This window comes from Pantoea sp. 18069, from assembly GCF_902706035.1.
Taxonomy (GTDB): Bacteria; Pseudomonadota; Gammaproteobacteria; order Burkholderiales; family Burkholderiaceae_C; genus Comamonas.
The window spans coordinates 303800-328241 of sequence record NZ_CACSJA010000002.1; the positions used below are offsets into that span (position 1 = coordinate 303800).

Annotated in this window: 17 protein-coding genes, 1 tRNA gene and 1 CRISPR repeat array (1 of these 19 only partly in view); of the genes, 14 read left to right on the top strand and 4 right to left on the bottom strand. The window is 64.4% G+C overall.

The annotated features are described in order from the left end of the window. Positions 1-161: 161 nt before the first annotated feature. Positions 162-818 (bottom strand): cytochrome c, encoded by a 657-nt coding sequence (locus tag GVL12_RS03550; protein WP_159911260.1) that lies wholly within the window; start codon positions 816-818, stop codon positions 162-164. Positions 819-924: 106 nt separating this feature from the next. On the opposite strand from GVL12_RS03550, the gene GVL12_RS03555 reads away from it, so the two are divergent. The 8 genes from GVL12_RS03555 to GVL12_RS03590 all read left to right on the top strand — a co-directional run bounded on the left by GVL12_RS03555 (position 925) and on the right by GVL12_RS03590 (position 10583). Then, positions 925-1767 carry a MoxR family ATPase gene (locus GVL12_RS03555; RefSeq protein WP_159911261.1) on the top strand — a complete coding sequence of 281 codons (843 nt, stop codon included), beginning with the start codon at positions 925-927 and terminating at the stop codon, positions 1765-1767. Between the two features lie 13 nt (positions 1768-1780). Continuing rightward, the gene (locus GVL12_RS03560; protein WP_159911262.1) at positions 1781-2011 is read left to right on the top strand and encodes a hypothetical protein; all 231 of its coding nucleotides are present in this window, start codon (positions 1781-1783) and stop codon (positions 2009-2011) included. Continuing rightward, positions 2008-2628, top strand: a complete 621-nt coding sequence (locus GVL12_RS03565) for a GNAT family N-acetyltransferase (protein ID WP_159911263.1) — start codon at positions 2008-2010, stop codon at positions 2626-2628. Before GVL12_RS03560 ends, GVL12_RS03565 begins: the two co-directional genes overlap by 4 nt. 3 nt (positions 2629-2631) lie before the next feature. After that, on the top strand, positions 2632-3819 hold the full coding sequence (locus GVL12_RS03570) for a VWA domain-containing protein (protein ID WP_159911264.1): 1188 nt from the start codon (positions 2632-2634) through the stop codon (positions 3817-3819). A gap of 4 nt (positions 3820-3823) precedes the next feature. Continuing rightward, a complete protein-coding gene (locus tag GVL12_RS03575) occupies positions 3824-5701 on the top strand; it encodes an autotransporter assembly complex family protein (protein WP_159911265.1) in 1878 nt (625 codons plus the stop codon). Between the two features lie 3 nt (positions 5702-5704). Beyond that, on the top strand, positions 5705-9820 hold the full coding sequence (locus GVL12_RS03580) for a translocation/assembly module TamB domain-containing protein (RefSeq protein WP_159911266.1): 4116 nt from the start codon (positions 5705-5707) through the stop codon (positions 9818-9820). 78 nt (positions 9821-9898) lie between these two features. After that, positions 9899-9973, top strand: a tRNA-Arg gene (locus GVL12_RS03585). A gap of 286 nt (positions 9974-10259) precedes the next feature. After that, positions 10260-10583: a DUF805 domain-containing protein gene (locus tag GVL12_RS03590; RefSeq protein ID WP_159911267.1), complete on the top strand. Its 324-nt coding sequence runs from the start codon at positions 10260-10262 to the stop codon at positions 10581-10583. Between the two features lie 94 nt (positions 10584-10677). Here the strand turns inward: GVL12_RS03590 and GVL12_RS03595 are convergent, their stop codons facing one another. The 3 genes from GVL12_RS03595 to GVL12_RS03605 form a co-directional block, all read right to left on the bottom strand. After that, entirely contained in the window at positions 10678-11385 is a 708-nt protein-coding gene (locus GVL12_RS03595) for a pentapeptide repeat-containing protein (RefSeq protein ID WP_159911268.1), read from the bottom strand. Positions 11386-11580: 195 nt separating this feature from the next. Then, positions 11581-11934: a DUF1304 domain-containing protein gene (locus GVL12_RS03600; RefSeq protein ID WP_200843472.1), complete on the bottom strand. Its 354-nt coding sequence runs from the start codon at positions 11932-11934 to the stop codon at positions 11581-11583. Between the two features lie 57 nt (positions 11935-11991). Then, positions 11992-12969, bottom strand: coding sequence for a zinc-binding dehydrogenase (locus GVL12_RS03605; RefSeq protein WP_159911269.1), 978 nt, complete (start codon positions 12967-12969; stop codon positions 11992-11994). Positions 12970-13190: 221 nt separating this feature from the next. Here GVL12_RS03605 and cas1f point away from each other — a divergent pair, with 221 nt between their 5' ends. The 6 genes from cas1f (at position 13191) to cas6f (ending at position 22113) form a co-directional block, all read left to right on the top strand. Continuing rightward, on the top strand, positions 13191-14228 hold the full coding sequence (cas1f, locus tag GVL12_RS03610) for a type I-F CRISPR-associated endonuclease Cas1f (protein ID WP_159911270.1): 1038 nt from the start codon (positions 13191-13193) through the stop codon (positions 14226-14228). After that, positions 14225-17647: a type I-F CRISPR-associated helicase Cas3f gene (gene cas3f, locus GVL12_RS03615; RefSeq protein WP_159911271.1), complete on the top strand. Its 3423-nt coding sequence runs from the start codon at positions 14225-14227 to the stop codon at positions 17645-17647. Before cas1f ends, cas3f begins: the two co-directional genes overlap by 4 nt. 417 nt (positions 17648-18064) lie before the next feature. Continuing rightward, positions 18065-19375 carry a type I-F CRISPR-associated protein Csy1 gene (gene csy1, locus GVL12_RS03620; protein ID WP_159911272.1) on the top strand — a complete coding sequence of 437 codons (1311 nt, stop codon included), beginning with the start codon at positions 18065-18067 and terminating at the stop codon, positions 19373-19375. Continuing rightward, positions 19365-20477 (top strand): type I-F CRISPR-associated protein Csy2, encoded by a 1113-nt coding sequence (gene csy2, locus GVL12_RS03625; protein WP_159911273.1) that lies wholly within the window; start codon positions 19365-19367, stop codon positions 20475-20477. Before csy1 ends, csy2 begins: the two co-directional genes overlap by 11 nt. A 20-nt stretch (positions 20478-20497) precedes the next feature. Further along, complete coding sequence (gene csy3 / locus GVL12_RS03630; RefSeq protein WP_159911274.1) at positions 20498-21532, top strand: type I-F CRISPR-associated protein Csy3; 1035 nt, start codon at positions 20498-20500, stop codon at positions 21530-21532. 5 nt (positions 21533-21537) lie between these two features. Then, positions 21538-22113, top strand: a complete 576-nt coding sequence (gene cas6f / locus GVL12_RS03635; RefSeq protein ID WP_159911275.1) for a type I-F CRISPR-associated endoribonuclease Cas6/Csy4 — start codon at positions 21538-21540, stop codon at positions 22111-22113. Positions 22114-22241: 128 nt separating this feature from the next. Beyond that, a CRISPR array of direct repeats spans positions 22242-24442; the repeat unit is 28 nt; unit sequence GTTCACTGCCGCATAGGCAGCTCAGAAA; it runs 766 nt beyond the window's last position.

Here is a 24442-nt window from a genome sequence, read left to right on the forward strand (position 1 = left end):
CTGGGCGGGCCCCGGCTTCCCCATGAACAAGGGACGCAAGAGGGCATCCCCCTCGGTGCGCAGTGGACTGGGCGGCGTCCTGAGCTCGTCGAAGGGCTCGCTGCCTCCTTGCTGGAACGCGCCAGTTTCAAAGGCATCCAACTGCGAGCGCCGAAATAGGCTCAGCGGAACTTGGCCTGCGGCACCGTCTTCAGATCGCCATCCAGCCGACCTATATAGTCTGCGAGCTGCTTGAGTTCCTGGTTGGTGAACTGCTGGGCAATGCCGGCCATCACGCCATTGGTGCGGCCGACCTGCGGGTTCTTGTCGATCTTGTACGACTTGAGCGCGACATACAGGTAGTCGGCATGCTGGCCCGCGACCTTGGGGTAGCTCGGATCGATGGGCTTGGCGAAGTTGTCGCCGTGGCAGGAGATGCAGGCGCCGCGCTTGAGCAGTTCGGCCACCTGCACGCTGGGCTCGCGCGCGGGCTTGGTGGCGGTGCTGGGCGCAACCTGGTTTTCATAGAATGCCGAGACATCGGCGATGTCCTGCTCGGTCAGCGAGTTGGCGATGCTGCGCATCGTCGGGTGCTTGCGCTCGCCTTTCTGGTAGGCGACCAGCGAGGCCGCGATATAGCCCGCGCCCTGGCCCGAGATCATGGGCACCTTGTGCACTTCGGGAAAGCTGGCCTGGTACCCTTGAATGCCATGGCAGCCTATGCACATGGCCACCTTGGAAGCTCCGGCTTTCGCATCGCCCCGTACATCCTGGGCCTGGGCCGTGCCGGTCACGCAGGCGACAGTCAAGGCAAATATCGTGGTCAAAGTCTGATTCATTTTGCGAGCACAATCCTTTGGAAGTTCTGCTTTGCCTCGTGGAGCGAAATGATTATAGGCAGCAACCGTCAAACGACCCCATCAATACTTACGCTGATATACCGCCATGAAATTTCAAGGTTCACAAAACTACGTAGCGACCCAGGATCTGATGCTGGCGGTGAATGCTGCCGCCACCTTGCAGCGCCCGCTGCTCGTCAAGGGCGAGCCCGGCACCGGCAAGACCATGCTCGCCGAGGAAGTGGCCCAGGCCCTCGACATGCCGCTGTTGCAGTGGCACATCAAGTCTACGACCAAGGCCCAGCAGGGGCTGTATGAATACGACGCCGTGAGCCGCCTGCGCGACAGCCAGCTCGGCGACGAGCGCGTCAAGGACATTCACAACTACATCATTAAGGGCGTGCTGTGGCAGGCATTTACCGCCGATCACCCCGTGGCATTACTGATTGACGAAATCGATAAAGCGGACATTGAATTTCCCAACGATTTGCTGCGCGAAATCGACCGCATGGAGTTTTACTGCTACGAAACCCGGGAAATGGTCCGCGCCAAGCACCGTCCGCTGGTTTTCATCACCTCGAACAACGAGAAGGAGCTGCCCGACGCCTTCCTGCGCCGCTGCTTCTTCCACTACATCAAGTTCCCCGACGCCGACACCATGCGCCAGATCGTCGCCGTGCACTTTCCCAAGCTGCAGGCCGAGCTGCTGTCGGTCGCGATGAAGACCTTCTACGATGTGCGCAACCTGCCCGGGCTGAAGAAAAAACCTTCGACCAGCGAGCTCATCGACTGGCTCAAGCTGCTGGTGGCCGAAGATATCCCCCTGGACGCGCTGCAAAGCGCCGACAACAAGGTGAGCGTGCCGCCGCTGGTCGGCGCGCTGCTCAAGAACGAACAGGACGTGAGCCTGTTCGAGAAGCTGGTCGCAATGAACCAGCGCAACCGCTGAAGAAAGACCTGCGATGACCAATGTTCGACAACTGCTGGTGGAAGGCCTGTCCGATGCGCTGGGCTTCGTGGTCGGGGCGCTGCTCGGCTATGGCCTGGGACGGCTGCTGGGCCTGGACCTGTTCGCGTCCGGCTACGGGCCGACGACGCTGGCCGCCATCGTACTGATCGGCCTGTTCGGCGGTGGCGGCCTGCAGGCCGCACGCATCTGGCGCACGGAACGCAACAAGTCCGACTCGAAATGAGCAGCGCCTTCGCCTCCCCCGTCGTGCTGCAGGGCCATGGCGTGCGGCTGGAACCACTGACCATGCAGCACGAGGCCGGCCTGCGTGCCGCCGCCGCGGACGGCGAACTGTGGAACCTGCGCGTGACCTCGGTGCCGCGGCCCGAGGACACGGGCGCCTATATCGCCCAGGCCCTGGACATGCAGGCGCGCGGCGAGCGCCTGCCCTGGGCCGTGGTCGACGCGGGCAGCGGCCAGATCATAGGCTGCAGCAGCTACCACGACATCATTCCAGCCGTGCGCCGCGTCGAGATTGGCTACACCTGGTATGCGCGCAGCGTGCAGCGCAGCCATGTGAACACCGCCGCCAAGCTGCTGCTGATGACCCATGCGTTCGAGGCGCTGGACTGCACGGTCGTCGGCTGGCGCACCGACATCCTCAACCTCGCGAGCCAGCGCGCGATCGAGCGCCTGGGCGCGCACAAGGACGGCGTGCTGCGCTCGCATGCGCTGCGCCGCGACGGCAGCATCCGCGACACCGTCATGTACAGCCTGCTCGCCGCCGAATGGCCCGAAGTGCGCGCACGCCTGAGCGCGCGTCTGCAGGCGCCTTCAGCGTCCCTGCCTGCCGGAGACTGATCCATGCTGATTGACTTCTTCTACACGCTGCGCGCGGCCAAGCTGCCGGTGTCGGTCAAGGAATACCTGAGCCTGCTCGAAGCGCTCGAGGCCGGCGTGGTCGGCCCCAAGAGCGCCGACGGCTGGAGCCTCGACGACTTCTACCACCTGAGCCGCACGGTGCTGATCAAGGACGAGAAGCACTACGACAAGTTCGACCGCGCGTTCGCCGCCTATTTCAAGGGCGTGGAAATGGTCGCCGACCTGACGCGCGAGCTGCCCCAGGAATGGCTGCGCAAGCTGCTCGAGCGCGAGCTCAGCCCCGAAGACAAGGCCGCGATCGAAGCCATGGGCTGGGACGAGCTGATGGAAACGCTGAAAAAACGCCTCGAAGAGCAGAAGGAGCGCCACGAAGGCGGCAGCAAATGGATAGGCACGGGCGGCACCAGCCCGTTCGGCCATGGCGGCTACAACCCCGCGGGCGTGCGCATCGGCGGGCCGGGGCGCAACAAGAGCGCGGTCAAGGTCTGGGAGCAGCGTGCCTACCGCGACTACGACGACCAGCAGGAGCTGGGCACGCGCAACATCAAGGTCGCGCTGCGCCGGCTGCGCAAGTTCGCGCGCCAGGGCAATGAGCTCGAACTCGACCTGCCCGACACCATACGCAGCACGGCCGCGAATGCGGGCTACCTCGACATCAAGATGATTCCCGAGCGGCACAACAACGTCAAGGTGCTGCTGCTGATGGACGTGGGCGGCACCATGGACGAGCACATCCAGCGCGTCGAGGAGCTGTTCTCGGCCGTGAAAAGCGAGTTCAAGCACCTCGAGTTCTATTACTTCCACAACTGCGTCTACGACTACATGTGGAAGAACAACCGCCGCCGCTTCGCCGAGAAATTCGACACCTGGGACATCATCCGCAAGTACAACAAGGACTACAAGCTGATCTTCGTCGGCGACGCCACCATGAGCCCCTACGAGATCCTGCAGCCCGGCGGCAGCGTGGAATACAACAACGAGGAAGCCGGCGCCGAGTGGCTGCAGCGCCTCACGCATGCGTTTCCGCGCTTCGCCTGGATCAACCCCGAACCGCAGGGCGTGTGGCAATACCGACAGAGCATCAGCATCATCCAGCAACTGATGAGCGACCGGATGTACCCTTTGTCACTCAAAGGACTCGAAGACACAATTCGCCTGCTGTCAAAATAGACCCATGCCCCAGCTCCTCTTCGCACAGGCGCCGGCCATTGGGTCGGCGTTTTTTTTGACCACGGCGCTGCTGCTTTCCGGTTGCAGCCTGTTGCCGTCGAAGGAAAAATCCCACGATGCCCAGGCCGTCAGCTCCATCTCCGGCAAGCCGAGTTTCGCGCTGAAGGTCGAGGCGCCCGAGGACGTGCGCACGCTGCTTGAAAAGCACATGGAGCTGCAGCGTTTTCGCCAGCAGCCCGACCTGCAGCGGCGCGAACTCTCGCGCCTGCTGGGCGCGGCCGACCGCAATATCCGCAACCTGATAGGCACGCTGGGCTACTTCAGCCCGACGATTGCGCTCGAAATCCAGGATGCGCCCGAGGAAAGCGACGAGCGTTTCGTCGTCATCGTGCACGTCGATCCGGGCCCGCCCGCGCAGATCGCCGCGGCCCAGGTCGGCTTTTCCGGCCCGACGGCCGACGACCCCGAAGGCGCGGCGCAGCGCGCGCGCATCCAGTCCGCGTGGCCGCTCAAGCCCGGGCAACGCTTTACCCAATCCGCCTGGGGCGGCGCCAAGAGCCAGGGCCTGCGCAGCCTGCAGCAGCACCGCTACCCGACGGCCGCGATCGCGGGCAGCCAGGCCGTGATCGATGCCGACACCCAGCAGGCCCAGCTCGACGTGACCTATGCGCCCGGCCCGGCCTATTCGTTCGGCGCATTGCGCATCGACGGCGGCGAGCGCTACAACACCCAGGGAACCAGCCGCATCGCGCGCCTGCCTGAAGGCCGGGAATATTCTCAGCAGACGCTGCTCGATGCGCAGCAGCGGCTTGCGAGCAGCGGCTACTATGACTCGGTGTTCCTGACGCTGGACACCAGCGCCGCCCAGCCGGACAGCACGCATGTCACGGCACCGGTGATCGCCCAGGTGCGCGAAGCCAAGCTGCAGAAATGGGTGCTGGGCGTGGGCGTGAGCACCGACACCGGCCCGCGCCTGAGCGTGGACCACATCCACAACCGCCTGCCCGGCATCGGCTGGCGCGCGGTCACCAAGCTCAATATCAACAAGAAGAACCCGCTGCTGTCGACCCACTGGACCGACCTGCCCGATGAGACGGGCTGGGCCTGGTTCGGCGGCGCCAAGGCCGAACGCGAGCAATCGGGTGACTTCGACGCCACCAGCCTGCAGCTGCGCGCCGGCCGCAGCCGCAGCGAAGACCGTATCGACCGCAACTACTACCTGCAGTACGACGCTGCGCGGCTGCAGGGCGCCGAAGACCTGCCGTCGAGCTCGTCGATCACCGCCAACTACGGCTGGACCGGCCGTTACTTCGACAATCCGACGTCGCCCAGCTCCGGCTACGGCTTTGCCTGGGAAGTCGGCGCGGGCACCACCTTGACACCGGCGCACGAACCTTTCGGCCGGGTCTCGGCGCGCTGGCTCACGCTGCTCGAGCTGGGGCAGCGCGATGACCTCACGCGCCGGCGCAGCCGGCTCGCGCTGCGCGCCGCGGGCGGCGCCGTGATCGCGCGCGAGGACGTGCAAATCCCCGTGACCCAGCTGTTCCTCACCGGCGGCGACACCACGGTGCGCGGCTACAGCTACCAGTCCATCGGTGCGCGCACCGACAACGGCCTGGTCACCGGCGGCCGCTACATGGCTTCGGGCAGCGTCGAATGGCAGCGCCCGATCACCGTGCGCGGCAACACCAGCGACTGGGAAAGCACGCTGTTTCTCGACGCCGGTACGGTCACCGACAACACCGACGCGCTGACCGTGCGCGCCGGTGTGGGCACGGGCATACGCTGGCGCAGTCCCGTAGGCCCCATCCAGGCCGATCTCGCCTATGGCATCCAATCCCAACGCCTGCGCCTGCATCTGCGCCTGGGCTTCACTTTCTGATCCATGGCCGAGCCGACTGCATCCCCTTCCCCCTCTTCCCAGACGGCACCGGCCGCCGCGGCATCGGCCGCCGCGACTCCTGCCGCCGCGGCCCGTGCCCATCGCAGCCGCTGGCGCCGCGCCTGGCGCGCGCTCGCCGTGCTGTTCATCTCGCTGCTACTGGTGCTGGTCGCGGCGCTGGGCAGTGTCTGGTGGTGGGCCGGCCAGGCCGACTCGCTCGCCTCGCTGATCACCCGCGTCGCACGCTGGCTGCCCGAAGGGCAGTCGCTCGAAGCGCGCGACGTCTCGGGCACGCTGCGCCAGGGCGGCCATATCGGCTGGCTGCGCTGGCGCGGCCCGGCCTTGACCGTCGAAATCGAAAAAACCGACATCGGCTGGCGCTTGCAGCCGCTGTTGCAGCGCGAAGTGCAGGTCGGCCAGCTGCACGCCCAGCGCCTGGAAATCACCAGCACGGCGCAGCCCGACGCGAGCCCGACCGAGCCGCTGCAGCAACTGCGCCTGCCGGTGCGCATCGCGCTGCCGTTCGAGATCGACCAACTGGTCTGGAACGGCCCGCCGCGCGCCGAGATCCAGCAGCTCAAGGGAAACTACCGCTATGACGGCCAGCACCACCGCCTCGACGTGGCGCGCCTGGACTGGGCCGACGGCAGCTACCGCGCCGCGCTGCAACTGCAGGCCGACGCGCCCATGCAACTGCAGGCCACGCTGTCGGGCCGGCTCGAAGCGCCGCTGCCCGACCAGCAGCGCAGCCAGACCGTCGAAGCCGAAGTCAAGATAGCCGGCACGCTGGCCACCGAAGCCGCACGGCTGGAGATCACCGCCGACGCCAAGGCGCCCAGCGACAGCTCCGCGCTCGCGCCCAGCGCGCATGTCACGGCCGTCGTGCGCCCCTGGCTGGCCCAGCCGCTGGAGCAGGCCCAGGCCACGTTCGAGCAGCTCGACGTCGCGAGCTTCTGGCCCGCGGGCCCGCGCACCCTGGTCGCCGGCAGCCTGCAGGCCGGCCCCGAAGCCGACGGCGGCTGGGCGCTGCAGACCCAGCTGAGCAATGCCAAGGCCGGCCCCTGGGACAAGCAGCAGTTGCCGCTCGACCGCCTCGAGGCGCAAGTGCGCTACGCCGACGGCGTGTGGGAAGTGCGCGAATCGCGCGCCGACGTCGGCCCGGGCCATATCGCCCTGCAAGGCCGCTATACGCCCGCGACCCAGACCGTCGAAGGCCGCGCGGACGTTGCCCGGCTCAACCCCGCCGATCTCTACAGCACGCTGGACGCCGCGCCCCTTCAGGGCCGCGTCGAAGCCACGACCCGCGAAGACCACAGCGTGGCTTTCACCGCCGCGCTGCAGGCGGATACCGGCCGCGCACGCCGCGCCGCCGGCAAGCCCGCGCCGCTGGCGCTGGAAAGACTCAATGTCGAGGGCGAATGGCAGGCGCCATGGCTGCGCCTGAGCGATCTGCGCGTCGACGCGCTGCAAGCCCGGGTGCGCAGCAGCCGTGTCGAAATCGAAACCCGGACCATGCAGGTGACCGCACGCGCCCAGGCCGAAGTGCCGGGCGGCAAGCTCGCCATCGACGGCGAACTCGGCCGTGAAAGCGGCAAGGGCAAGGCCGATCTGGCCATCGCTTCGGCGCCCGCATTGCTGCAATGGCTGCGCGGCCTGCCCGGCGTGAGTGATCCCCTGCCCGGCGCCAACCTCGAGGGCCAGGGCCAGCTCGCACTGCAATGGCAGGGCGGCTGGGGCAAGCTGCTGCAGCGCCTGCAGGCGCCCGCGGGCCAGTTGCCAGCAGCGCCTTCGGGCTTGCAACTCCAGGCCAGCCTCGATGTGCCCAGCCTGCGCTATCTGAGCGCGGATGCCGAACCACTGGCCGTGCAAGGGCTCGCGCTGAACCTCAAGGGCACGCCCGAGCAGGCGCAGATCGAGCTGCAGGGCAAGGCCCAGATGGGCGAACGCAAGCTGCAGCTGAACACCGCGCTTGACGCGGGGCTGTCGAGCCTGCGCAGCGGCGCCGCGAACGACTGGCAGGCGCGCATCGCCCGCCTGCAGGCCAGCGCCGAACTCGGCAAGGAGTTTCCCGGGACCTGGGCCGTGCAGCTGCAGTCGCCGCTGACGCTGCGCCAGACCAGCCCCGGCCAGACCGTGCGCACCACCCAGATCGAGGCCAGCGCCAGCGCGCTGATCGTGACCCCCCCGTCCCTGTTGGAAGGCCAGTCGCGCATCGAATGGCAGGACATGATCGCGCGCTCCCAGCCCAAAGGCAGCTGGGCGCTCAAGACCCAGGGCCGGCTGCTGGGCGTACCCATGGCCTGGGCCGATGCGCTGGGCGTGCAGGGCCAGGAAGGCCCGCTCACGCGCGCCGGCATCAGTGGCGACCTGCGGCTCAATGGCGACTGGAACATCGACACCACGGGGCCCCAGCTCCAGGCCAGCGCGACGCTGGAGCGCGCCGACGGCGACATCCGCATCGCGGTCGATGAAGGCAATACGTCCACCATCGTGCGCAGCAGCGGCCCTTCCGCCGACAGCAACAGCGGCGAAGCCCGCCCACGCTCACGCGCACGCGCGGTGGCCGTGCAGGGCACGCGCATGCGGGCACGCATCCAGCAGGCGCGGCTGAACCTCCAGGCCCGGGGCGATGATGTCGTCGCCCAACTCGACTGGGCCAGCGAACGCGCGGGCAACGTCAAGGCCCAGCTCGGCACCCGGCTGGCACGCAGCGCCGAAGGCTGGGCCTGGCCCGAGGACGCACCGCTCTCCGGCAAGGTCTCGGCGCAGATGCCCGACGTCGGCATCTGGTCGCTGTTCGCGCCGCCGGGCTGGCGCGCGTCGGGCACGTTCAGCGCCGACGCCACGCTCTCGGGCAGCCGGCTCGATCCGCGCTGGCAGGGCACGCTGCAGGCCAGCCGCCTGGGCATCGCTTCGCTGCTCGACGGCGTGGACCTGAAGAACGGCAGCCTCGACGGCAGCTTCGCGGGCAACCAGCTCAACATCACTCAGCTGCGCTTCGAAGGCGGGCAAGGCAGCAGCGCGCGCATCCTGGGCTACAGCGGCAACCTCACGGCGGCCCCGACCGACGGCGGCGAGCTGATCGGCCAGGGCAGCATCCGCTGGGACAAGCTCGGCGACAGCGACGGATCGGGCCTGCGCATGCAATTCAACGCCGAGGCGCGCAAGCTGCAGGTGCTGGTGCGCGCCGACCGCCAGTTGAGCGTCTCGGGCAACCTGCAGGCCCAGCTCGACCAGGGCCTGTGGACGCTGCGCGGCAAGCTCACGGCCGACCGCGCGGCCATCCTGCTGCCCGAAGACTCCGCACCCTCGCTCGACTCCGACGTGGTCGTGCGCTCGGCCGCTTCGCGCCAGGCGCAGCAGGAAGAGCAGGCGCGCCAGACCAGCGCCAAGGCCCAGACCGCGAAGCCGCCCGACATCGCCGTGAGCCTGGACCTGGGCAATGACTTCGCGCTGCAGGGTTTCGGCATCACCACGCGCCTGGTCGGCCAGCTCGACGTGCTCGGTCCGCTGCAGGCCGGCGGGCCGCCGCGCATCACCGGCGAAGTGCGCACCGAACAGGGCCGCTACCGCGCCTGGGGGCAATCGCTCGACGTGGAAACCGGCATCGTGCGCTTCAGCGGCAGCTACGACAACCCGTCGCTGGACATTCTGGCCGTACGCCCGAACATCGCCGTGCGCGCCGGCGTGCAGGTCACGGGCTCGGCCAGCGACCCGCGTGTGCGCCTGTACTCCGACCCGGAAATGCCCGACGCCGAAAAACTCTCCTGGGTGGTGATGGGCCGCGACCCCTCCGAAGGCGGCGCCGAAGCCGCGCTGCTGCAACAGGCCGCGCTCGCGCTGCTCAGCGGCGGCGGCTCGGGCGAGAACTTCGCGGGCCGCGTGGGCCTGGACGAAATCGGCTTCAAGGGCCCGGGCAGCAGCGACTCCTCGGACGGCGCCGCACTGACGCTGGGCAAGCGCCTGTCCAAGGACTTGTACATCACCTACGAGCAAAGCCTGTCGGGCGCAATGGGCACGCTGTACATCTTCTACGACCTGTCGCGCCGCCTCACGCTGCGCGGCCAGACCGGGGAGAAAAGCGCGGTGGACCTGATCTATACGGTGCGCAAGGATTGAAGTACTGCGCCCTGAAACCGGTTCTACACCGGTTTCAGGGCCAACGCCCCGCTGCGCCCGCTTACAATAGCGCCGCGTCTCCTCATAGTTCAATGGATAGAACGAGTGCCTCCTAAGCGCTAGATGCAGGTTCGATTCCTGCTGAGGGGACCAATTTCAAGGCTGCACATGTCCACAGACGTGCGGCCTTTTTCTTTTTTCTCTCTGCAATTGCCGCATCAGTCGCCAGAACCGCTCCAGGTTCCATGAAGGCGGTTTGGTTCGAATCAGGCAGCAGCGGCCTGGCTGGCGAGTTGCCATGAGTGCTTTGCCTCGGTTTACGCAGGCGGAGTCCCCGCGCTCCGCGCCGCCCGCAGTGGCGCAGGACCTTTGACACAAAGTTACGTTACGATGTTTTTTCAGACGATCACTTTTCGTCTGTCAACAATGGGAAGAAAACATGACGTTCCAGGAATCCATTCGCGTGTGCTTTGCCAAGTACGCAGATTTCAGCGGCCGCGCACGCCGCTCCGAGTATTGGTGGTTCTTTCTGTTCGTGGTGCTTGTCAGCCTTGGGACTGCGATGATCAGCGAAGTGCTCAGCGGAGTCTTTGCCTTGGCAACTCTGCTGCCATCGATAGCAGCCGCAACACGCAGGCTCCATGACACCAATCGCAGCGGCTGGTGGCAGTTGATCTACTTCGTGCCGGTCATCGGATTCATTGTGATGCTCGTGTTCCTTACCCAGGAAAGCAAAAGCGAAAACGCCTTCGCCCAGGTCTGAGCGTTGCTTGCAGCGGGTCCGCGGTGGCCCGCTGAAGTCAAGCCCAGGAAATTTCCATGGATAGCCAAGACGCCGGCATCGGGCCCTGCGCCCCTCACTCCACGGTAATTCCCAACTCCATCAAAAGCCCCGCCGCCTGATTGCGTGAAATAGTGGCACCACGGAACAGGCGGGCGTCCTCGAGTTTCAGCCCGCCAATATCCGCCTCACGCAGATCCGCGCCGTCGAAACGCGCCTGCTTCAGATAAGCATCGCGCAGGCTGCCGCCAATGAAGACGGCGTCGCGGAAATCGCAGCCCGACAGGTTGGCGTCCGAGAAGTCGAGCGCCTGCAACTGCTGCTTGCGAAACGACAGCCGCCGCAAGTCGGCACTGATCAGCAGGGAGTCTTCAAAAGTCAATCCCAGGTGCGAAACTTCTTCGAAGCTGGCGCCCGTGAGCTTGCAGCCCTTGAAAGAGGCTGCAGGCAGCTTGGCGCGACGCCACTTGGTGTTGTTGAGGTCGCAGGACTGGAAATGCGCGTCCGTCAGGTCGGCGGACTCAAAATCTGCCTGGCGTGCGCGGTAGCCTTGCCAAATCGTTCGCGTCAGGGAGGCCGAATACAACGAGGTCTCGATGAAGGAGCAGGCGCTGAATTCGAAATCGCGCATGTGGAGCCTTGAAAGGTCAACGCCCTCGAAATCACAGCGCTCGAATGCCACCGGCCTCCCGGTCAGGATCAGGGCTTCCATCTGCTCGCGCGAAACCATCTGGTCCACGATGGCAGATCCGAGAACCGCGTGTGAGCTTGCTGTATTTTCCATGGGGATGGGGCCGGGCAAAAGCCTCGATGATGGGAAAAGGCCAGGCGCAGCCCGCCTGGAAGCCTGCGCCAGCATGCAAGTCTAAAGGCATGGAACCACCGTATTGCGCGCGCACTGTGCCCCACAGCTAACCCGCCAACGGCCTGATCTCGAAAAACCGCATGAACGCCCCGCCACTTTTGTCCCTCAGCGCCGTCAGACGCCCAGCCACAGCGCCAGCAATGCCAACCCCGCAGGCAACGCCTGTATCAGCAGGATTTTCCGGCTCGCCGTGAAGCCGCCGTAGAGGCCGGCGATCAGCACGCAGGCCAGGAAGAACCACTGGAACTCCAGCCCTGCGCTGCCGCGCGCCAGGCCGTAGAACAGGCCTGCGGCCAGGAAGCCGTTGTACAGGCCCTGGTTCGCGGCCAGCGTGCGGGTCTGGGCCGCGAACTCGGGGGTCAGGCCGAATGCGCGCCGGCCTGCCGGTTTTTCCCAGAGGAGCATTTCAAGCACGACGATGTAGCAATGGATGGCCACGACGAGGCCAATGAGAATGCTGGCGATCATGGGTTTCCTCCGGGTTCGAACAAGGAATCAATGCAGCGCACCGCTGCGCTGCGGACTTCAGGGGCGCAGCAGCACCTTGCCTTTGCGCCCGGGCTGCAGGCTTGCGACCGCGGCCTGGGACACGTCGGCCAGATCGTAGACCGCCTCCACCGGCAATTTCAGCGCGCCGCTCGCGGCCAGCCCCAGCAGTTCGCCAATCAGGCGCCGCTTGTCGTCTACCGACAGCGCCGCGCTGACCTTGCTGCCCCAGAAGCCCTTGACCGTGGCCTGCTTGAAGATCAGGTCGCCCGAAGCGATCTGCATGGGCTCGCCGGCCATGGTGCCGAACGACACCAGCAGGCCGCCTTCGCCGAGCAGCGCCAGCAGGTCGCCGCTGGCCTTGCCGCCAATCGAGTCGACCGCGGCGCGCAGGCTGGCGTCACCGATGATGGCGCGCACCTGGTCTTGCCAGCCGGGCTGCGCCGTAGAAACCACATTCGCAATGCCCAGCGCGGCGAGCTCATCGACGCCGGCATCGCGGCGCACCAGGTTGATGGTGTGCACGCTGCGCGCGGCAGCGAGCATCGCCAGCGTCTTGCCCACGGCGCCGTTGGCGGTGTTCTGCACGATCCAGTCGCCGCTTTGGACTTCCAGGAACTCGAGCAGCATCAGCGCGCTCAGCGGCATGGCGATCAGCTGCGCGGCCGCTTCGTCGGCAATCACCGCGGGCAGCGGCACCAGCAGCGGCGCGGGCGCGATGAAGTACTCGGCCCAGCTGCCGTGCACGCTGGCGACGGCGATGCGCTGGCCCGGCGTCACGCCCTGCACGCCTTCACCGAGCGCGTCGACGATGCCTACTGCCTCGCTGCCGCCTATCGCGGGCAACGCAGGCTTGTAGCCGTACTGCCCGCGCACGGTCCAGAGGTCGTGGTTGTGGATGGGCGAGAGCAAGGTCTTGATCCGCACTTCGCCCGGGCCCGGCTGCGGCACCGGGCTTTCACCGAGGTGAAGAACGTCGGCGGGTTCGCCAAAAGTGGTGTGGATGGCACTGCGCATGGGGCTCCTTTCTGTTCAATGATGGCTCTAGGTCAGCTGTTGCAGCAGTGCCTGGACGTCCTCAAGGGTGCCCCCATTGAGAGGGCCGAAAACATTGGACCATGACACTGCCATCTGCGTCTTTATTGTGAACTGGCGTGAGCAGAGCCTTTGATACCGGTTCACGTCGAACTCTATGATGAAGACCCTACTCCGCTTGGCGGGCAAGTGCCACTCTCTTCATGGAAAATCTGAGTTCCTCCGACCTAAAGACCATCCTCCACTCCAAGCGAGCCAACCTCTACTACCTCGAACATTGCAGGGTATTGGTCAACGGCGGGAGGGTCGAGTACGTAACAGAGCGGGGCAAGCAGCAGCTTTACTGGAACATCCCCATCGCAAACACCAGCACGGTGCTGCTGGGCACTGGCACCTCGGTCACCCAGGCCGCGATGCGCGAATTGGCCAAAGCGGGCGTCATGGTGGGCTTTTGCGGCGGAGGCGGGACGCCACTGTTCAGTGCCAATGAATTCGAGCAGGAGGTGGCCTGGTTCGCCCCGCAAAGCGAATACCGGCCTACCGAATACCTGCAGCACTGGGCGCGCTTCTGGTTTGACGATGCATTGCGCTTGTCGGCAGCCAAAGCCTTGCAAGCAGCCCGCCTGCGCTATCTGCTGCAGCATTGGGGTGAACACGCGCGAGCCAAGGAGAGCGTGTTCACCGTACCCATCGACCACCTTGCCTCCCTCGTCACGCAGACCACCGCTGCCGTGACAGCGGCGCCCGATGTCATCCACCTGCTGGCCCTGGAGGGGCGCCTGACCAAACAGCTCTACCAAATGGCCGCCCATGCCACGCAAGCGGGTCAGTTTGCGCGCAGCGCGCGCGGCGAGAGCCGTGACCCGGCCAACAGGTTCCTCGACCACGGCAACTACCTCGCCTACGGCCTCGGCGCCACCGCTATCTGGGTGCTGGGCCTGCCCGCAGCATTTGCCGTGCTGCACGGCAAGACGCGGCGCGGCGGCCTGGTGTTTGATGCGGCCGACTTGATCAAGGACGCCATCGTGCTGCCGCAGGCTTTCATATCGGCGGCACGCGGGGACACCGAACAGGAGTTCCGCCAAGCCTGTATAGAGCAATTCACCCGCAAAGAGGCACTGGACTTCATGATCGACATGCTCAAAGCCATCGCGCTGGAGACCGGGCGCCTGGCGGCCCAGGGCGCAACAAGTACGGCCACGGAGCCCATCCCGCCCGCAACATCAGGAACTGCCGCATGAACATTCTTTTGATTTCCGAATGCGACAAGCGCGCCCTGGTGGAAACCCGACGCATCCTGGACCAGTTCGCCGAACGCCGGGGTGAGCGCACCTGGCAAACACCGATCACCAAGGAGGGCCTGGACACCCTGCGCCGCCTGCTGCGCAAAACCGCGCGCAAAAACACGGCCGTGGCCTGCCACTGGATTCGCGGGCTAGACCACAGCGAACTGTTGTGGGTGGTGGGCGATGCACGCCGCTTCAACGCCCGAGGCGCTGTACCCACGCACACCACGCAGCGCAATGTGTTGCGCAAGCAGGACGAAAATGACTGGCACAGCGGCGAGGCCATCCACCTGTTTGCTGCGCTGGCTGCGCTGCTGCACGACCTGGGCAAGGCCAGCCAGGCCTTTCAAGACCGGCTGCGCAACAAGGGCGAGATGGGGCGCAACGACTACCGCCATGAATGGGTATCCCTGCGCATGTTCCAGGCCTTTGTGGGCACGGATACCGATGCGCAATGGCTTGCACGGCTCGCCGAGCCTACGCCTGCCGATCACGCGACCTGGACGGACCGACTGGTCCGTGACGGCTTGGACACGCCCGCTCCGCCGCCCTTCATGGCGCTGGCACATGCTCCGCTGGCTCAGGCCATCGGCTGGTTGGTGGTCACGCATCACCGGCTGCCGCAGCCACCCAAAGACGAAGTGTTCAACCCCAGCCACTTGGCGCAGGTGCTGCACCGCATCACTGCACCCTGGAACGAGATCCCCACCCATAGCGAGGCCCGGTGGGTGAAGCCCTACTGGAGCTTCACCCCCAAAGACCTGCCCATCCACTGCCCCACCTGGCAGAAAAACGCCGCAAAGCTCTCCCGGCGCCTGCAAGTGCTGCTGGCCCAGCCCGGCCAGGGTGATTGGCTGGCCAACCCGTATGTGATGCACGTCTCGCGCATGTGCCTGATGCTGGCCGATCACCACTATTCCAGCCTTGAGACGAAGGACGATGGCCGTATCGACGTCCCTGCTTGGGGAACTTTGGCTGCAAACACCAAACGCCAACCAGATGGCACGAATGGAAAAAATCCGGAACTCCTCCAGCCCCTCAACGAGCACCTGATCGGCGTGGCGAAGCACAGCCAACTCGCCACGCGCGCCCTGCCCGGCTTTGAGCTGCACCTGCCACGCATGACGGGCCATCGCCTGCTGCGCCAGCGCAGCACGCACAGCGCCTTTCGCTGGCAAGACAAGGCCGCAGATCTGGCCTCCGCGCAGCGCGAACAAGCCGCCACGCACGGCGCCTTCATCGTCAACATGGCGTCTACCGGCTGCGGTAAAACACTGGCCAACGCCAAGGTCATGCACGCGCTGGCAGATCCTGTACACGGCATGCGCTGCTCTTTTGCCATGGGACTGCGCACGCTCACGCTGCAAACCGGGCGAGCGTTTCGCAATCTGCTGCAACTGGACGACGAGCAGCTTGCCATCCTGGTCGGTGGCGCGGCCAGCCGCACGCTGTTCGAGCACTATGCAGCGCAAGCCGAAGCCAGCGGCTCGGCGTCACGCCAGGACCTGGTGGATGAATTTGCGCAGGTGGAGGGCATCGAAGGCAACGCAGACGCACACCCGCTGCTCTCGCGCGTCACGCGCGATGCCAAGGTGCGCCAACTGCTGACGGCGCCACTGCTGGTCTGCACCATCGACCATCTCGTGCCCGCCACCGAGAGCCAGCGCGGCGGCCGCCAGATCGCACCCATGCTGCGGCTCATGAGCAGCGACCTGGTGCTCGACGAGCCCGACGACTTTGACCTGGGCGACCTGCCCGCGCTGGGTCGGTTGGTGCATTGGGCCGGGCTGCTTGGTGCGCGCGTGCTGCTGTCATCGGCCACGCTGGCGCCCGCTTTGGTACAAGGCCTGTTCGAGGCCTACCTGGCCGGGCGACGCGAATATGCCAAGAACCGGGGCGCGCAGCCCGGCAGCGCGGTGCTACCCGACGTGTGCTGTCTGTGGTTGGACGAGTATGACCAGCGCCATGCCAACTGCGCCAGCGCCGACGCCTTCATGGCGCAGCACATCAGCTATGTGCAAGGCCGCAGCCATCGGCTGGCCAACGTCGCCGAAGTGCGCCGCCGCGCAGCGCTGCTGCCCCTGCAGATTGCCAATGCACAAGACGCTGACGCCCGCCACGCGGGCTTTGCCCAGGCCGTGCTGGCCGCAGCCATGGCGCAGCACGCACACCACCACAGCGTCGACCCGCACAGCGGCAAACGCATCAGCTTTGGCCTGGTGCGCATGGCCAACATCGAGCCTCTGGTGGAAGTGGCGCTTGCGCTTTTTCGTCAGGGCGTTGCCGCAGGCTGGCAAGTCCATTTGTGCGTGTACCACGCGCGCTTTCCACTGCTGCTGCGCTCGGCCATCGAGCAGCGGCTGGACGCCGTGCTCAACCGTCGCACGCCGCACGCCGTGTTTGACCGCTCCGACCTGCGCCAATGCATTGATGCGCACGCGTCTGCCGACCAGATGTTCATCGTGCTCGGCTCACCCGTGACCGAAGTGGGCCGCGACCACGACTACGACTGGGCTGTGGTCGAGCCGTCCTCCATGCGCTCGCTCATACAGTTGGCCGGTCGCGTGCGCCGCCACCGCACCGGCGCCTGCATGCAACCCAATATCGCCGTGCTGGACACCAACCTGCGCCATTTCCAGTCGCCCGCAGCGGCTGCGTTCAGATGGCCGGGGTTTGAAGACGGCGAAGCATTTCTGCTGGTGTCGCACCGCCTGGGCGAATTGCTGCACCCGCACGAAATCGAAGACCTGAACGCCATCGACGCGCGTCCGCGCATTCAAAGCCCCTTACCCGCACAGTTGCAACCACAGCGCTACTGGGTGGATTTGGAGCATGCCCGTCTGCGCCAGACCTTGCTGCGCGCTGCGCCGCCCGCAGCGACAACCGCACTGCATGGCCGTGCCCCGATGCGCGGAGCTGCGCGCCAGCCTCCGGCTGAATCATTGTTCAACGGCGCCACCTGGTGGCTTGCGCCACCGCAAGACGCCCTGCTGACCCATGTGCTGCCGCAGCGCCAACGCTTTCGCCAGCAAACCCGGGAACAGGTGGATGTGATGCTGCTCCTCAACGAAGACGAGGACGGCGTGGAGTTGCATCTGGCACTGGAGTGGGTGAAGCGCAGTGCCGGCCCGCGCAGCATCAACATCACGCGTGAACGCATGGAACTGCTGGACGACCGGCTGGTGCAAGGCGAGCGCATCGCCGTATGGGGCACCTTTGACTATATGCGGGCTGTGAGCGAGCTGGCTCAGAGCCTGGGCATATCTCCTGTTGCATGCGCCCAGCGCTATGGCACCACGGCGTTGCCCGTGAGCAGTGACGACTGGTGCGTGCGCTTTCACCCAGCGCTGGGATTTACCTCGGGTCAGGCCTAAGGAGCTGCCTATGCGGCAGTAGAAATGCAACTAGCGACGAAGTCGATAATTTTCTGAGCTGCCTTCCGGCAGTCTCAAAAGTATACGTTGACGTACCCCATGACAAATTAGCGCGACGCATGCTAGACTGCGCTGGCCCAGAGCAGATTCATTCGACTAACGACTAAATCTATAATGGTTTACTATTAAATGAATCCCGACGATGCGCTAACACCGTCGGGGTTTCAAACAGCAACGCCACGGCCCGGGAAGGCTAGGCACCCAGCGAACGGGGATTAGTCGTTTGAGGAGGGTACATGTGTGATGACAAGTCGCTCGATCAGAAGATAAAGGCCGCTCAACCATCACGCTCCGGGGCATTGCCTCGGAGCATTTTATAGATTGCACGCACTTCGTGCAGTTTCAAGGAAATGCTTTATGGCGACCGCCTCGCGTCAGGCAAAGTTGCGCGAGCTCATTCAGGGGTTCCTGACCGAACGACTGAATGGCAAGCTCGAAGCGCTGAAACCTGACGATCCCAAACGCACCGAGTTGCAAACGCAGTTCTCCTGGCGCACCTGGCTCGATGACGCCGCCCGGCGTTCTGCCCAGATCCAGTGCGCCACGCACACCCTCAAACCCATCCACCCGGACGCACGCGGCAGCAGTCTGTATGTAGGCCCGCAGGATTTGCCTGTGCTGGATGAAGTGGGCAGTCACTGTCTGGGCGACTCGTATGCCGATGACGTGGTCGGCAATGCCGCCGCGCTGGATGTTTTCAAATTTCTGAAACTGGCACAAAACGGGCGAACCTTGCTGCAACTGGCCTGCGCGCAAGACGCAGACCTGGCAGAAGTGCTGAGCACCGATCCCGTTGAAGCCCGTCGGTGGATGGCAGATTTTGCCGCACTCGTTCAGCCGCGCGGCACCCCGGCCACCCACGGCTACGCCAAGCAGTTGTATTGGCGCGTGGACGAAGACCCTCACGCTGATGCCAGCTACCACCTGATCGCCCCGCTGTTTGGCAGCGCACTGGCCCATTCGGTATGGCAAACGCTGCAGGAACACCGCTTTGGCGATGCCGCCAAGGCTGCGCGGCAGGCGCGCAAAGAGGGCGCGGATAGCGACACGCCGGTGTACGAATACCCGCATCTGGCCGTACGCAAGATGGGCGGCACCAAACCGCAAAACATCAGCCAGCTCAATAGTGAACGCGGCGGCAACAATCCACTGCTGGCCTCGCTGCCGCCGCTGTGGCAAACCCGCGAGCAACTGCCTCATACCAACCGGCGCCTGATGGCGCGGTTTGGCTACCGTCCGGAGGTCAAGCAAACCCTGCAACAACTGCGCCAGTTTCTTGAATCGAACCCATCCGCCAATCAAGGCACACGACAGCGCCGTGATGCCATGGTGTTTGATCTGCTGGACGAATGGCTGCAGCTCAGCGCCACGCTGCGCACCGTGACACCGGGCTGGAGTCAGCGGCCTGAATGCCAGTTGAGCGCAGCGCAAAAGCACTGGCTCGATCCTGAAGGCGTGGTCCAGGCCGCGCTGGACGCTTCCACCCAGGCGCCCGAGGTAGATGAGACGCTCGACACCGTCGCCGAAGACCTCGCGCGCTGGATCAACGGCCAGTTGCGCGACCCTCTGCCGTTGGGCGACCGGGAATTCACCTACTGGCGCAGCTTGGTTCGTGATGAGCTGGCCCAAGAAGCCTGGGCGCTGCAGGAGGCCGCTGATGTCTGCTGACCTGCACTCCACTTTTGACCGTGCCCTGCTGCTGGTGCCGCACCTGCAGGTGCAAAACGCCAACGCCATTTCCAGCCCCATGACCTGGGGTTTTCCCAGCATCACCGCCTTTGTGGGGCTGATGGCGGCGCTGGAGCGCAAATTGGGTGCCGACTGCGGCCTCCAATTCAACGGTGTGGGTGTGGTGTGCCACCGCTTTGAAGCGCAAACCCACCGGGGCTATACGCACAGCTTCCACCTCTCGCGCAATCCCGTGCGCAAGGATGGATCGACCGCCGGCATCGTGGAAGAAGGCCGCATCCATCTCGACATCAGCCTGGTGTTTGACGTGGGTCTGTCCAGCCAACTGATCGACGAGGCGGCACGCCAGCAGTTGGCGCAGACCGTTGCAGACCTGTTGGCCACCATGCGCATCGCCGGCGGCAGCGTGATCGCATCACACACCCCGCGTTCGCGCCGCGCGTTGCAACCACAACTGCGCCTCGAAGCCCAGGAGCCTGGGCAGCAGCGCAAGGAGTTTGCCCAGCTCAGCCGCCGTTTGCTGCCCGGTTTTGCCCTGGTGGCACGCGACGATCTGCTGCAAGCCCACCAGCGCACGCTGTCGCAACGCCAGACGAAAGGCCATGCAGACCCGTCCACACCCGCCACGGCACTCGACGCTTGGCTGGATTTGTCGCGGATCAACACCCGCGCCATGCGCGTGCCGGTACCCAGTGAAACGCCAGTCCCTGACGCTGCAGATGCCAAACCCGCCGCTGCCGAGCGCATCGAATGGCAGCGCGACCTGCGGCCTGGTTGGTTGGCACCCATCCCGGTGGGCTACGCCGCGCTATCGACACTGCACCCGGCTGGCAGCGTGGTGCAGGCGCGCGACGCCACCACGCCGCTGCGCTTTGTCGAAAGCGTTTTCTCCATCGGCCAATGGATCAGCCCGCACCGCTTGCGCGATGCCAGGCAACTCATCTGGTGGCCCACCTACGACGAAGCCACCGGCCTGTACCGCTGCCGAAACGCCTGTGAGCCCGAAACCTTCACAGGCAGTACCGCCGCACTGGCCGCCGAGCAGCCACCGGCAAACCCTTCCGAAACCGTATCTGCATAAATTGATCTGGAGAAATTTCCATGGCCACTGCTGCACTCAAGACTGCCTCCGTCCTTGCCTTTGAACGCAAGCTGGATCCCTCTGACGCCCTGTTTACATCGGGCTCCTGGACAAGCCGCGACCAGGCCAGCACCTGGCCTGCCGTCACCGTGCGAGAAAAATCCGTGCGCGGCACCATCTCCAACCGCCTCAAAACCAAAGACGCCGATCCGGCCAAACTCGACGCTGCCATCCAAAACCCCAACTTGCAGACCGTGGACGTCGCTGCCCTGCCAGGCGATGCCGACACCCTTCGTGTGCGCTTCACCTTGCGCGTGCTCGCGGGCGTGGGCGCGCCCTCTGCCTGCAACAACGCCGACTATCAAGCCAAGCTGCGCGCCACCGTGCAAGGCTATGTGGACGCCCACGGCCTGGGCGTGCTGGCTGCGCGCTACACGGCCAACCTGGCCAATGGCCGCTTTTTGTGGCGCAACCGCCTGGGCGCCGAGCAGGTCGAAGTGCGCATTGCGCAGCTCAAAGACGGCCAGCCCTTGCAGCAGTGGACGTTTGATGCCACAGCCTGGTCGCTGCGCGACTTCAACGTGCCGGCCGGGCAAGAAGGCGCGGCCCAAGAACTGGCGCAAGTGATGGAGCAAGGCCTCTCGGGCCAGTCGCATGTGCTGCTGCGCGTGGAAGCCTTTGTGCGCCTGGGAGAGGGACAAGAAGTGTTTCCGTCGCAAGAGCTGATCCTGGATAAAGGCTCCAGCAAGAAGAGCAAAACGCTCTACTCCGTGGATGGCACGGCCGGCATGCATTCGCAAAAACTGGGCAACGCCCTGCGCAGCATCGACACCTGGTACCCCGACGCGGCCGAGCAAGGCCCCATTGCCGTCGAGCCCTATGGCTCCGTCACCACCCAGGGCAAGGCCTATCGTCAGCCCTCGGACAAGATGGACTTCTATACCTTGCTGGACAGCTGGCTTATCAAAGACAAAATGCCTGCCGTAGAGCAGCAGCACTTTGTGCTGGCCACGCTCATTCGCGGCGGCGTGTTTGGCGATGCGGGCAAGGAGTAATAGTCATGGCCACCTTGAGCCACTATATCGATTTGCGCCTTCGGCCCGACCCTGAAACCACGCCCGTTCATTTGCTGGCTGCGCTGTACACACGTTTGCACCGCGCCTTGGCCGCCGCGCAAGATGCGCCTGGCATTGCGGTCGGCTTTCCGGGTTACGACGGCAGCCGCCGTTCCGTGGGCGACTGCCTGCGCCTGTACGGCAGCGAGGCCGCTTTGCAGCCCTGGGCAGCTGGAGCGTGGCTCGGCAATGTCCGCGACCATGTCAGTACCACCGGACCCTTGCCGGTGCCGGCACATGCTGCACACCGCGCTCTGCGGCGAACTCAAGTCAAAAGCAGCCCCGAACGCCTGCGCCGCCGCCTGATGAAGCGCCATCAGCTCAGCGAAGAGGAGGCCCGCCAGCGCATCCCCGACAGCGTCGGCCGGATGAGCGACCTGCCTTATATACAGATGGCAAGCACCAGTACAGCCCAGCAATTCAAGCTGTTTCTGGCCTTGGGCCCCGCCCAGCCTCAGCCCAGCCCAGGGGACTTCAACGCCTATGGCCTGAGTACGACGGCTACCGTACCGTGGTTTTGACCCTTTTTTAAAGCGCCTGCCGCAGCTTTTACAAATCAAGCACTTACGGTGGAATGAAATAAAAGGGTCTCGCCTGCAAAAATGCTTGAAACCCTTGACCAGCAAGGGTTTCGGGCAAAATTAGTCAGGTTCACTGCCGCATAGGCAGCTCAGAAAAGTCGGCCACGCTCAGCTGCACATCACCAGGCGTTCACTGCCGCATAGGCAGCTCAGAAAAGACTCCAGGTCAGCGCTGTAGCCTGTGTTGAGTTCACTGCCGCATAGGCAGCTCAGAAATCCGCCACCTCCGAGCTCATCACGCGGGTGACGTTCACTGCCGCATAGGCAGCTCAGAAAAGTCCCGATCACTGTTGCCATGCCAGCAAGTAGTTCACTGCCGCATAGGCAGCTCAGAAAACAGTAGTGACCGCCGTAGGCCGCGCGGACGTGTTCACTGCCGCATAGGCAGCTCAGAAAGCTGACGCACAACTACCCACTGGGCAGCTATCGTTCACTGCCGCATAGGCAGCTCAGAAAAGACAGCGGCGAAACATCGCCCTTGACCCACTGTTCACTGCCGCATAGGCAGCTCAGAAAGTTGCTGACCGTGGCCGTCACATTGCCCGTGTGTTCACTGCCGCATAGGCAGCTCAGAAATTGATTGAGGCTCGTTTGCCGGTTGGTACGGGGTTCACTGCCGCATAGGCAGCTCAGAAACGAAGACGCAGCAACTCAGACGCCTCGGTGATGTTCACTGCCGCATAGGCAGCTCAGAAAATCACGCGCAAGCTCTGCCGCAGTCTTTGCATGTTCACTGCCGCATAGGCAGTTCAGAAAGTGCAATGTTTGCACCTCTGGCCGAACAGCTCGTTCACTGCCGCATAGGCAGCTCAGAAAGTCCCAGTCGGACAGATCGCGCTCGCCCTCGGGTTCACTGCCGCATAGGCAGCTCAGAAAAAACTCGGAGATCCCGACGAACGATGCAAGTCGTTCACTGCCGCATAGGCAGCTCAGAAAAGCGCCCGCAGCCGTGGCAGTGCCTGAACTGCGTTCACTGCCGCATAGGCAGCTCAGAAAAGGGCGGCTACCGCCGAAGCGATCCGCTTGCCGTTCACTGCCGCATAGGCAGCTCAGAAAAAGGCGGTCGCTGATTTGACCAAGTGCTTCGCGTTCACTGCCGCATAGGCAGCTCAGAAAGGCACGTTGAATGTGCCAGCAATGGCCTCAATGTTCACTGCCGCATAGGCAGCTCAGAAAATGCGCGTACGGCGTGGCCACAGCATGGGGTTGTTCACTGCCGCATAGGCAGCTCAGAAAATTTACCGACACGCTGGTCATGGGCAGCCAGAGTTCACTGCCGCATAGGCAGCTCAGAAAGATCATTTTTTACTCACTTTCGTTCGGTGCCTGTTCACTGCCGCATAGGCAGCTCAGAAATTGAGCAATTCCGTCTCTACGGTCGACGAACTGTTCACTGCCGCATAGGCAGCTCAGAAACAGGTCCGACAAAAGAGGCTCCACCTCCTGCGGTTCACTGCCGCATAGGCAGCTCAGAAAATTCGTGAAATGAAGCACTGCGCCAGGGCCACGTTCACTGCCGCATAGGCAGCTCAGAAAAATAGCGCCTATCGCTGGCAAGAAGGCACCGTGTTCACTGCCGCATAGGCAGCTCAGAAAATCGGTGACCGGAGAGAATTCGGTCTTGGTGTGTTCACTGCCGCATAGGCAGCTCAGAAAGCAGCCCAGGTGCAGGCCATGGGCTGCGTGCCGTTCACTGCCGCATAGGCAGCTCAGAAAATGGCCAGAGAGAGGCAGCACCAGGCTGCCGTGTTCACTGCCGCATAGGCAGCTCAGAAATCAGTGATGCCCAGGCAATAGCAAAGCAAAGAGTTCACTGCCGCATAGGCAGCTCAGAAATGATAGATCGACCGGGCCAGATTGCCGCTGACGTTCACTGCCGCATAGGCAGCTCAGAAAGTCGATCACATCGGGCACCATCGCGAAATCGCGTTCACTGCCGAATAGGCAGCTCAGAAACAGCGCCACGGTATACGGCCGCATGCTCGAAAGTTCACTGCCGCATAGGCAGCTCAGAAATGACACTGCGCGATGAAGGCTTGAGCGCATACGTTCACTGCCGCATAGGCAGCTCAGAAAAGATCACGCCAGCTTGGGGCCGATGCCGGAATGTTCACTGCCGCATAGGCAGCTCAGAAACGAAATGGCAGTTTGAATTCACCGGAGCGTTCGTTCACTGCCGCATAGGCAGCTCAGAAATGGCTCCAGAGCCACCGGCACGTTGAATGTGCGTTCACTGCCGCATAGGCAGCTCAGAAAAGCGTGGGCACCC